This is a genomic window from Peribacillus suis (assembly GCF_059384845.1).
Genome location: NZ_JBQXXB010000002.1, coordinates 1 through 10,885 on the forward strand (window position 1 = coordinate 1; position 10,885 = coordinate 10,885).

At 35.0% G+C, this 10,885-nt stretch carries 11 protein-coding genes; 5 read left to right on the forward strand and 6 right to left on the reverse strand.

Annotated features, from left to right (window positions below; translation table 11 throughout):
• A partial coding sequence (locus AC503W_RS20630; protein ID WP_494917460.1) for a hypothetical protein occupies positions 1-290 on the forward strand: 290 nt, incomplete at its 5' end.
• A gap of 252 nt (positions 291-542) precedes the next feature.
• Here the strand turns inward: AC503W_RS20630 and AC503W_RS20635 are convergent.
• Positions 543-1,169 carry a MerR family transcriptional regulator gene (locus AC503W_RS20635; RefSeq protein ID WP_494917462.1) on the reverse strand — a complete coding sequence of 209 codons (627 nt, stop codon included), beginning with the start codon at positions 1,167-1,169 and terminating at the stop codon, positions 543-545.
• 412 nt (positions 1,170-1,581) lie between these two features.
• On the opposite strand from AC503W_RS20635, the gene AC503W_RS20640 reads away from it, so the two are divergent.
• Positions 1,582-2,157, forward strand: a complete 576-nt coding sequence (locus AC503W_RS20640) for a tyrosine-type recombinase/integrase (protein ID WP_494917463.1) — start codon at positions 1,582-1,584, stop codon at positions 2,155-2,157.
• Positions 2,158-3,440: 1,283 nt separating this feature from the next.
• Here the strand turns inward: AC503W_RS20640 and AC503W_RS20645 are convergent.
• Both AC503W_RS20645 and mobQ read right to left on the reverse strand, forming a co-directional pair.
• On the reverse strand, positions 3,441-3,692 hold the full coding sequence (locus tag AC503W_RS20645) for an RNA chaperone Hfq (protein WP_494917465.1): 252 nt from the start codon (positions 3,690-3,692) through the stop codon (positions 3,441-3,443).
• A 190-nt stretch (positions 3,693-3,882) separates the two neighbouring features.
• The gene (mobQ, locus tag AC503W_RS20650; RefSeq protein ID WP_494917466.1) at positions 3,883-5,814 is read right to left on the reverse strand and encodes a MobQ family relaxase; all 1,932 of its coding nucleotides are present in this window, start codon (positions 5,812-5,814) and stop codon (positions 3,883-3,885) included.
• 371 nt (positions 5,815-6,185) lie between these two features.
• On the opposite strand from mobQ, the gene AC503W_RS20655 reads away from it, so the two are divergent.
• On the forward strand, positions 6,186-6,485 hold the full coding sequence (locus AC503W_RS20655) for a hypothetical protein (RefSeq protein WP_494917468.1): 300 nt from the start codon (positions 6,186-6,188) through the stop codon (positions 6,483-6,485).
• 577 nt (positions 6,486-7,062) lie between these two features.
• On the opposite strand, the gene AC503W_RS20660 is transcribed toward AC503W_RS20655, so the two are convergent.
• The gene (locus tag AC503W_RS20660) at positions 7,063-7,881 is read right to left on the reverse strand and encodes a hypothetical protein (RefSeq protein WP_494917470.1); all 819 of its coding nucleotides are present in this window, start codon (positions 7,879-7,881) and stop codon (positions 7,063-7,065) included.
• A gap of 501 nt (positions 7,882-8,382) precedes the next feature.
• On the opposite strand from AC503W_RS20660, the gene AC503W_RS20665 reads away from it, so the two are divergent.
• On the forward strand, positions 8,383-8,775 hold the full coding sequence (locus AC503W_RS20665; protein WP_494917472.1) for a hypothetical protein: 393 nt from the start codon (positions 8,383-8,385) through the stop codon (positions 8,773-8,775).
• A gap of 70 nt (positions 8,776-8,845) precedes the next feature.
• Here AC503W_RS20665 and AC503W_RS20670 read toward each other — a convergent pair whose 3' ends face one another.
• Both AC503W_RS20670 and AC503W_RS20675 read right to left on the reverse strand, forming a co-directional pair.
• A complete protein-coding gene (locus tag AC503W_RS20670) occupies positions 8,846-9,658 on the reverse strand; it encodes a hypothetical protein (RefSeq protein WP_494917474.1) in 813 nt (270 codons plus the stop codon).
• A 28-nt stretch (positions 9,659-9,686) separates the two neighbouring features.
• Positions 9,687-10,223, reverse strand: coding sequence for a matrixin family metalloprotease (locus AC503W_RS20675; RefSeq protein ID WP_494917476.1), 537 nt, complete (start codon positions 10,221-10,223; stop codon positions 9,687-9,689).
• A gap of 350 nt (positions 10,224-10,573) precedes the next feature.
• On the opposite strand from AC503W_RS20675, the gene AC503W_RS20680 reads away from it, so the two are divergent.
• Positions 10,574-10,885: hypothetical protein (locus AC503W_RS20680; protein ID WP_494917478.1), on the forward strand; the 312-nt coding region annotated here is incomplete at its 3' end.

Below are 10,885 nucleotides of genomic sequence, written 5' to 3' on the forward strand. Positions count from 1 at the left end.
TAACAAATAGTTACGTAGAAAAAAGTGGTTTTGGTAAAATTACATCTTATGTTAGGTTTACAAAAAATAAGTCTACTAAAAAAGTATCTGGCGTGAAGATATGGAGTGAGCAAACAGGTGTTCTCATGGGGATTACATATACTCCTAATGATAATGCTTCTTATTATGAAATGAATTCAACTAAAACAGGTGGAAAAGCTTATGCAAAGGGTTCAAAGTTATATGGAGTAAATGTTGTTGGACAACCTGTTGGTTATCAAAAGTCAGTAACATACACTATTAAATATTAGCATTAAGAAAGGGGAAATAGTATGGGTACCACAGAGTCTAGTATTAATTGGTTTGATACGGTATATCAAATTGGTTTTGTAGCTCTTGTAGTTGCAATAGGATTTCTTATATACAAAATCATCAAAATTAAGAAAATGAATAAGCGTACTAAATAATTTTTTTATTAAAATCTCTTCTCCGGTTTTAGTAACGGCTAGTTTTAAGACAAGGATGTTCGTGGTGACGCGGAGGTCTAACCTGGGTTTCTTTGTTCACTTTCCGAAAAGTCGAGCAAAGAAACCCTTTTTTTGTTTATCCAGGTTAGTATCCGGATTTTCATTGGCTGCTGCTATTAATTGTTTAGCTTCCTTTGCTGCCCTATTGGATTCATCCAGTTCTTTATCTCGTTCTATACTTCCTCTAATGCTAGATACTTCACCTTTTATTTGTTGGATACCTGGGATAACAAACTCTTTATTAAAAGTTTCTTGGTTATCCAACTGTTCTTTCATTTGTTTATTTTCTTTCCTAAGTGCCACCATTTCTTCACGTATGGTTTTTAATTCTTCCGCGATCAATTCCCCGGCTTTCTTTTCTGGTTCTGGCTTAAATGATTCCCCTCCAGTAGCAAAGTAATGTTCTATTTGCTTCATACTCCAGTTTTGTTCGCGGTGAAGGGCTTGTATCTCTTTGAAGCGTTCTATTCCTTCACGCTTATAAATGTTATAGCCGTTTCCTTTATCGCTCTTTTCGTGCGGGATATATTGGCGCAGCTCCTTAAACCAGTTTCTAATGACGTTTGGAGTTTCATCTATGAAACTTGCTACCTCTTTGACTGTAAAACCTTTATCCAAGTTTTCAGCTTGCTTTTCGTCACTTGGGTTTTCACTTTTATTCAAGTTCCCAGCCACCTTTCTAATATGGTTCTAAACATGGGTAAGTTGGATATATAGGATGGATAAGTAAATTTATAAAGGATTTTACCTATCTCTAAGAGCTATGTATTTATTAATTAATCATGTGCCTGCTTAAATCCTGCCATATATCTAAGTATAAATGAAAAATCAATGTTTTCATAAGTAAAAATGAATGCCTAAAAGTTAGAAGTTCATTTTATAAGAACAAGGGTATTTACTTCTATTTCGAATGTATGATAATGTTAATTATCATACATTCAAATCCTTGATTTCATTGACTTTTTTCAATTTCTCTCTTTATACTGAAAAAAGAGAAAAAATCGTACATTCAAATCGTTGATACATAAGGGTTCAGGAGTCCGATTTTAAGACGTGATAGAAAGGTCGATGAATCATGACAAAACAAAAAGATGTGCAGCCGATCCGGGATCAGCAGCAACTCGAAGATATGAAATGGGCGCTTCAGCGCCACTGTTCGGAGCGTGATTATATCCTCTTTGTCGTAGGGTGCGAAACCGGCCTACGGGTCGGGGACCTACTCAAGCTCACCACGAAACAGATCCTGGACCTGAAAGGCAAACAACACAAGATCCTTCGGGTCAAAGAAGGCAAAACGCAAAAAATCCGCGACATGTATATCGCGAATTGCTTCGAGGAGGTCTTTGCGTACGCCAAAAACGTCCAGAGCCCCTATTTATTCCCGTCCAGGAAAGGAGAACACCCCATTACCCCTACACAGGCCTACAGACAGCTAAACAAGGCTGCAGAGTTTGCGGGTGTGGAGCATGTCGGCAATCATACGTTACGGAAAACTTTTGGCTACTGGTTTTATAAAGCCACGAAGGACATTGCCATGTTGCAACGAATTCTCCATCATTCCCATCCCTCTGTAACCCTACGATATATCGGTATTACAGAAGAAGAGACAAATAATATTTTGAAGAAATTTAGTGTTTTTTATAACAAATGATTCTTTGATAAAGTCAAAGTTAAAGAATAAAAAGAATTATTTTGTATCATAGATTTTTTCTAACATAGTAATAATAGATCATTTTATCGCATTTTTGGTATTTTTTTGGTTTTTTTATTCCGGAATAATATATGATGTATTCGATATATAATAGAATTGAGGGTGAGTAAAGGGAAAAAGGTCGCAAAATGCTAGTTTATCCCTTACTAAAAATGGATCTAAAAAAATGCAAGTGATAAATTAACAGCAACATCTGAGGCGCCTTAGGTCGAAACTCAGTATCAAATGTATATACTGGTTTAACCATTCATACTAATTCAGATGTCCTTTATGAGGCAAGAACAACAAAGAGTAATGCCTATTAAAACTATTAAAATATTTGAGCGCTATTTATCGAATTTTATGATAAGAAAAAATAATTTTTGTTTTTAGGAGGAGGATAATCATCTCTCGTTGGTCTATTTTTCAATTTTTAACAGTAATCGCGCTAATAATTTCTATGTTTATAGCTGATATATTTAATAAAAGTATATCAGTCCCTATGTCATCTAATCAAATTAGTCTACCAGTACCTGCTTATATGACCATTTTATTTATTATAGTAATTATTGGGTGCTTTTATTTAATAACACTATTTCAATTCAAAAAGAAATCGACTATCTTATCTCATTCTATATGGAACAAGATGCATATAATTAGTAGTTTGATTTTTATTTTTTCTATTTTTATACTTATGGTGTTAGTGGTAGGTACTCCTTTAGATGAATGGATTCAAAAATGGAGATGGATTTTATATTTAATAATCAATTATTTCTTATTTTTAATATATTGGTTTATACTTTCAATAGTTAATAAATATGGATCTAAAACTATAACTAAACCAAAAAAAATATATTTCTCTTTTTTATGGACTGTTTTAATACTTATACTTGTTATATTTTTTTTACCTGCAATTTAAAAGAGTATACAAAAAATCTTAAAGTAGATATACATATTAAAAATCAGTTATAGAAAAATACTAGATGATCAATTAAAATCTAAAGTTAAATGAGAATGGAAAGGCAGAAATGTTGATTTAACAATATTTCTGCCTCTTCATTGTGCTTTCTTTTAATTAAAAAGGACTTATTAGACAGCTACTTTTAGTTAACATAAACCGACTTATCGGTAATGAAAACGGATGGAGCAACAAAGGGTTTAAATCATACTTTACGAAAAACATTTATGATACAAGACAAAGAAAGAAGGAAAATCCTTTCGAGAGATTCTCCTTCTTTTTTCCATTATTCACTACTGATATCTTCTGGTTTTTTACTGACTATGTATTTCATCGCATGCTTAAATACCGTAACAAGCTCTTCTTTTCCTTCTAACTCTAAGACAATATGGTATCTTGAGAATTGATGAATCGTACCCGTAATCGATTTACCATCCAAGAAAGCGATCTTTACTTCTTGTCCTTTTCTAAACTTGTATGGTTTCTCCCGTGTAGGAGCAACGCTCTGTTTGGATGATTTTTTTGTTTGTTGAGTCATACTTCTCCTCCTCCTTAATCATTTAGACTATCAAATTTTAATACAGAATGACAAATAAACCATTTCTTACTCTCCAAGGACTTACATAAAACAAAATGGTCACCATGACAAAGACCATTTTGATTAAAAACCAGTAGCCTTTAGGCTACATGGCTACTCTTAAGGTAGCCTGAACACTTGCTAGGTAAAACTATCTTTCTATTTCCCACTGCGGGTTTTTTCTTTTTGGTTTTTGTTGGTGACGACTTTGACGATGTTGTTCCATATGCATATCCCTTGTTGCCTGTTCTACGCCATTCATAATGGCTCTTAATAAGTCGAGACTTTTTTCTTGGGATTGAATCTGCTTTTCAAAAGCCGGGACTCTAGCTTCCATTTTCCCTAACGTATTCCTCTGTTTTGCATGGTCCTTTCTTCCAGAAACCCCTTCTTTTTTTATCAATTTTTGATAATCAGCACGGATAGAAATAGCCTGGTCATACTCTTGTTTAGCTGTTTTGGAAACAAGTAATTTTCCTTTCAAGAAAGGATTATTCTCGATTTTTTCAACAAGAGTCTGTTGCTTTTTAACATGCTTCAGATAACCTTCAACACGCTTCAGGCGTGACCGTTGCTGATTCACACGATCTATTTCACCACGGAGTCTTTGAATTTCTGCTTGATGGGTATGCAGCGTTTTTTGAAGGGTCTCAAGAGGGACCACTTGATTTCCGTTCTCTTGATTCATTGCATTAAGCCGTAAGGCCGTTTGTAAGCTTATATGTCTCATTTCAGGTCGCTCTGGATAGTCAGAAGCTACTTGACGTACAAAAGCGTTTTGATGGGCAAATTTAGCCTTGTCTAAGACCTGTCTTTCCTGATGAATCTGCCCCCGTGCCTCCCGATTTTCCTCCAAGATTCTTGGATACGTGGAATGATGCTGCTGTTGCATCTGCTTAAATTCTTCCCCCCGAAGGAACCCCAGTGTTTCCCGGTAACCATGAATCTTTTTTTTCTGTGCAGTGATTTGTCTCTTTGTTCTAGACATTTCAAGCTCAGCTTTCTCCTTATTCATTCGATTTCCCTTGAGCTTAAAGGGGTTCATCCAATTGATTTGTTCCAATTGTTTCTGGGCTTGCTGGTGCTGACGTTTAAAATGGTGAAGCCAACGGTACGCTTCCGAAGTCCCTTGGATGATTTCATGCTTCGATCGAATCTCTTTGTCTTGCTGATTCACCTGGTGTTCCAAATGATTAAGTTCTTCCTCTTTTGCAGCTATGTCTTGCAGGCTAGGTAGACGATCCATATCCAAAAGCTTAGAAGCTTCTTGTAAATGAATACGTTCGGTAGGCGTGTACAAGTTTTCGATTTTTTGCTGTTCCTCTTGCTTCCGTACTCTTTCTTGTTCCAAGGCTTTCTTTTCTTCTCGGTAGGCCTGGAGATCAACGACCAGGCGATTGTATTCTTGGCGATCACGATTGATGGATCCTCGGTCCGTTTGAACTCCACGCTTTTCCATTTCGTGAGCTACATGACCAAGATGGACCGTTGGAAAAAGAATCAGATTCCGTTTTTCGTGGGATTCATGCGTAATACGGTCTTCCATGCCTTCACGCTCTAACGATTGATTGGCATGAACGGCCCATTGCTCACGCCATTGCTGCAGGAGCTCTTTTTTGTTCCAATCCCGATTTTTCTTATTAAAACCATCTTCGGTAATGTCGCGAGTGGTCAACATGACATGGGCATGAGGATTATCTTGGTCGTCTCGGTGAATCGCTACATCGGCAATCATGCCTTGATCGACGAATTCTTTTTGTACATATCCACGAATTAAATCCGTTTGTTCTTGATGGGAGATTTCTCTAGGCAAAGCAATATTGATTTCTCTCGCTACTTGCGAGTTTTTTCTCGTTTCGGATCTCTCCACTTCATTCCAAAGGTGTTGCCGATCGTGTACCCATTCTGGAGAATGAGAAGGCGCTAAAATCATGGCTACTGGTTCCACTTCTCGTGGATAGAATTTGGTTTCACCCGTTCGTTCATCTGTTAATCGTTCACCAGAACGATACGCCGCCGCAGCAACAGCTGATTGACCTTTGCTTCTTGAAATGACTTGTGCAGAGAAATGGTAAATCGCCATGATGGAGCACCTCCTTTTAATGGGTTGGAATGGACTAACGAAAAAGAGAAGAATCGAAGATGGTTCCCTTTTCCGTTACGTTTCGCCGAAAGGCGATAGGGTTTTGTATGCGTCCGATAGACGAATACGTTATTTCCATTCGGCCTGTAGCCGGATGAATGTTTTGGTTTTTGTATTCGCTCCCTAGCGAATATGCTTTTCCGTTGCGTAGCAACCGCACACAAACGTAGTTTGTATAAGTGCGCCCTCGAACTTCGTTCTTCGGGAACAGTGCCACACCTCATTGTGGCGTTCTTGCTCTTTAGCTAGTATTCTATCACCCATTCCCTTATAATAAAAGAAAAATATGGTAATGAGGAGGCTCTTGATCTATGGCTCGCAAAACAGACAGAGAGAGATTACAGGAGTTAGAAGAAAAAATGGAGAAAATGAAGGCTCGTAAACAACAAGTGGAGAGTCGGATGAAAGAAAAAGAGCGAAAAGAACGGACGAAACGATTGATTGAAATTGGGGCCATTTTTGAACATCATTTTGAGATTGCCAGTAAAGAAGAAGCTGAAAAAATTGCCTGGGGATTTAAAAAAGCGATTAACCATCGAAAAGAGGATCTAGCCAAGCTTTCGATAGACGAATTGAAAAAACAAGTAGAAAAAGAGCTTCAGAATAACTAAGACATCTCCCCCTATAAAAAGGTAAACAACAAAAGGTGTTTTAAGCCCTTTAATAGACGTATAAAGCTCGATTACGCTAAAGACTCCCTTTGGTATGGAAAATATAAATAAACCCGGTTATACGGCTATATAGAGAGAAATTTAACAGAACTTAGCTTCAAGACGATAGGTATTTTCTTCTTTTTACCAGAATCGTTTCTGTTTTTACATCCTGTTACATACTAGCCTGTCTGACTAGAGTCCTTATGGGACTCTTTTTGGGTTAATGAGTGGCAAATATGCTATACATTTGCTATAACATCCGAGAGTGTATAGCACCAGTAAAACGGCTACAAAAAACAGTCATGACGAATGAAGATTTACTCCTTGCAAACCAATCAAGGGAAAATCCTGAAGGTGCTTAAAACGCTTTAAAGGCCCTAATTTCTCGTTTTTTCATTTTTATTTATTTTAATACTCATGAAAAATTTAAACGCCTGAAAAAGCCGATTAAATGACTCTAAGCTTGTAAATGAATATAAAGGACAGCTTAAATAGGTTAAAAAACATACACGAATCCCTTGTATGGAGTCAATCCTTAGTGATTAGCTGAAAAAAGGTCTAAAGGAAGCTCCGAATAGGTCCGATCCATGAGTTTCTTAAAGGTACCTGTGAAATAACGTACCAGGTTGGTTTTTATTTTCCCTCGTTTTAACCCTCTAATGGCTTGTTTAAAGGCGTTTATCGCCGTATATGTAATCGTATCTGGTTCAACTATGTCCGAAATGGCTTTTGTATCAAGGAAAACACTTTTCCAAAGGTCTTCAATCGTGGCTGCCTCATCAAAGAAAGGCTTAACGGCCTCGATAAATTCTTTAGGAACATAAGAAGCTGTAAAAGTAGAATCTAAAGGAACCTCTTTACGTGTATTTAATCTTTTAATAATACTAGTTTCTAAAAGAATACTAGTTTCCCTTTGGAAATTATCGTCTTCAACCTTACTCTCGCAAGGGTTTTCGTGACTCTCGCAATACGTCAATTTTCTCTTTTTCAATACATCAATTGTATTAAAAATATAGACGTTATGACCTTTTCCACCTTTAGATTTTGCCGTGTTTTCGATAGATAAGATGCCTAATTCCTTCGCTTTTCGTAGCATCCGTTCAAAAGTGGATCGACTTACACCAAATCCGTTCAGTTTGTCATTGATGGCTTTTACTAGCGTTGCGATCTTGGCGTTGGCCACACCTGCATATTTGGCGGAGAATCGTACCAGGCGCTTAAAGGCGACGAGTTCTCCTTTTGTGAAATCCTCTTTATGTTCGGCTAGGAACATTTCGATGGTGGTATTAAATTCTTTTATACTGCTAAACTTGCTGAACTCTTTAAAATTCTCGATTCTACCTGCGATTAACATATTATTTTCTCCTTAGAGGACCATAAAAAAGACACTGCTCCCGATAAAGATTAAGGGAAACAGCGTCTTTTTTATTGTGTCTAAAAGAAAGAAACAATATTTTTCACTTGAAACTAACCGTAAAATACACTAAAATGAATGTACTAATATGTTAGTTACAAAGAACTTTGACAGGTGTTTTCCCTAGGGCTATTAGGGGGAACCGTTTAAGGGGACTGCAATCCCACTTAGACACGTTGAGGTTCTTTTTCACGTCCGTATTTTATTAGGATTAATTATCCAACAATTCCTACGAAAAAACAAGTAAATTTAATAGTTTATGATGTTGGGATTTCTGATATTGGAATGATAAATATTTTCTTGAAATAAAAGGTCAACCAGGCGAATATATAGTCACAATTACATAAAATGATTACTTTTTCTGAAACTTTAATGATACTTCAATATTTTTCTATATAATATTTACATGAAGCATTAAACAAATATGGGAGGAGGAAGAGAATGAAATACATGAAGCTGATTATTTTTCTGTGCGGTATATCCATTTTTTTAGCAGGATGTGGAGTAGAAAATAAGATAACTAAAAGTGAAAGTGTAGCACCTTCAGCAGAAGAAGTACTACAAGAGAACAATGATGCTGATATACTCATGTTAAATAATACTGTTTATAAAACGAATATCGAATGGGTTGATGAATTAAGTCTGACGAAGAATAAGGAAATAGGAGAAATTGAAAGCAATTATACTTTCGATTCAAATGATTTATTTAAAAATGAAATGGCAACTAAACTCCCCATAGGAAGCAAAATATTTTCTACCAATGAAAGGATAGATGTATTAATTGTAGAAAATAAAGGAATAGAGAAAAAATATTATGCATTAACAGAAGGATAATAAACAAATCTATTTTATAAACACCAATGCCTCCCGTCTTAAATCGGAAGGTATTGGTGTTTATTTCAATTTATTTATTCTTTAAATTAATAATTTCTTGCTTTAAATCTTTTAGTTTCTTGCCTGATATACTATCAGTTACTTTTGAATCTATATCATTTGAAATAGATACAGTTGTATCGTTCAGCGTTATATCAGTTGTATAAGCGTCTGGATTATAATCTATTAGATTACTTTTTAAAGTAGCAACTTCATTCGGATCTATACTAATTAAGTATGGTTCAATTGCCCTTAAGTAGATGTTATTGTTAGCATTAAAACTTTTCTTTAAGAATACTATATATTGCTTATTGTACTCCGGTTCAATAAATGAGGGGTCTTTATTTTCTAATTTATGCATGGTTACCTTTGAAGGCTCTTTTATTAAAATACCCTCAGGAGAAACGATTTCATCGCCAGATGTTTCTTCATAATCAATCGTTTCTGAATACCTGTGATTAACCTTTATTTCTTTGGTTTGCAAATCCCCTGTCAATACTTGATCAACTGAAAAATTATATAATTTTCCTTCAATATAATGATCTTCGGCTTCCTTGTTTAGGTCGTAAGGATCGCGGGCCATATTCCATGAAGAATCAAAACTTTTATATGTTCCTAAAACAATTATATCAGATTGCTCAACCATCTCAGATAGGTTACTTGTTAAATTAAAATCATGCGAGACTAATAGACTTTTCTTTTGATCTTGGTTTTGTATAGTGGTTGACTTTGCTGAAGCAGCATTTTTCTCATTGTTATCAGTATTACTTTCATATAAATAAATACCGCCACCAATTATTATAAAAGTTGATAAAATTGTTAGTAATCTTCTCTTTTCCCTCATTATTTTCCCTCTTTCTATTATTCTATTATCAGAATTTAAATCCGTAAATGGCCTTAATACCATTTAAATCATCCGTTTGAGGAGTTGTTATTTTAGTCCTAGCTCTCTCAGTATTCATAATAGATGTTCCTGATGATTTGTCATCTAAACCTAAAGCGTGTCCTAATTCGTGTACCCCTGTGCTCTTTGCGACAGTAGAAACTTTTACTGCATTATCATTTTCAAAACCTTCAAATTTCGTTACCATCTTATTACTACGGGATGTTAACATTTTTCCATAATAAGTGGAATCTGCATCGGTGAATCTAGTTAAGTAATTTACTGATTTTGAATCATAATAAAATCGTACGTTATCAGATGTTGATGTCCTCCATGACGATGCTGCGTTTGTCCACCCTGTTTTTATAACACCATCTTTTAAGCTAGCTCCCCATTTGTACGTAATAAAGGATGTTCCAGAAAAACGCCACCCCGTTAATGAGTATGCTGAAGCTGTGCTTTGAAATATAGAAAAACATAAAACAAAAAGCATAAGCATAACAGCAAGTTTCGACTTTAATTTCAATTTAAATCCCCCTTAATTGTATTTTTTTAACAAATTTATATTACAATACTAATTAAGGGAATGCTATACATTTATGTAAAATGATTTGTTAGTATCTAAAGGTTTTAGATTGTGGTAATTTTATTTATCTCATGTTCGATTTAAAACTGCTAAGGAGTAACAGTTGACATAAAGCACCTTATGAGTAGTGTGTCTATCTGTCAAAAAAGGAAGTTCAACCATATACGGCGGAACTTCCTTTTTTTATAAGAAATTAGTACCTTTTTCTATGGGAAAATAATAATAATAATATATTTTATTCTACTTTTGGTTTATATTGGACATTGAATATGAATATTGGGGGATTTTTAATGAGTAAAAAATTGATGTATTTAATTAGTTTTGTTTTACTGGTTTCATTTGTATCTTTTGGATTTACTGGTTTTAAAGTTTCAGCTGCAACAAACAATGAAGATACTATGTCTGAAATCGAGGATATTCTTAAAAATAACAATTTAGAACTAGCTGATCCTAATTTGATTCCTGAAAATCAAAGATTGAATTTTGATACAATAGAAGAATTTGAAAAATTCATTCAGGAAGATCCAAGTACTTTTGAAGATGAAAATGTTATGATTGAGGATGCAACTAACAAAATTTCTTTATTTGCAACTACCGAGACG

What these genes read in the sequence shown, in the direction of transcription:
- AC503W_RS20640 (WP_494917463.1), top strand. Translation starts at nt 1,582, where the DNA reads ATGACAAAACAAAAAGATGTGCAGCCGATCCGGGATCAGCAGCAACTC.
- AC503W_RS20645 (WP_494917465.1), bottom strand. Translation starts at nt 3,692, where the DNA reads ATGACTCAACAAACAAAAAAATCATCCAAACAGAGCGTTGCTCCTACA.
- mobQ (WP_494917466.1), bottom strand. Translation starts at nt 5,814, where the DNA reads ATGGCGATTTACCATTTCTCTGCACAAGTCATTTCAAGAAGCAAAGGT.
- AC503W_RS20655 (WP_494917468.1), top strand. Translation starts at nt 6,186, where the DNA reads ATGGCTCGCAAAACAGACAGAGAGAGATTACAGGAGTTAGAAGAAAAA.
- AC503W_RS20660 (WP_494917470.1), bottom strand. Translation starts at nt 7,881, where the DNA reads ATGTTAATCGCAGGTAGAATCGAGAATTTTAAAGAGTTCAGCAAGTTT.
- AC503W_RS20665 (WP_494917472.1), top strand. Translation starts at nt 8,383, where the DNA reads ATGAAATACATGAAGCTGATTATTTTTCTGTGCGGTATATCCATTTTT.
- AC503W_RS20670 (WP_494917474.1), bottom strand. Translation starts at nt 9,658, where the DNA reads ATGAGGGAAAAGAGAAGATTACTAACAATTTTATCAACTTTTATAATA.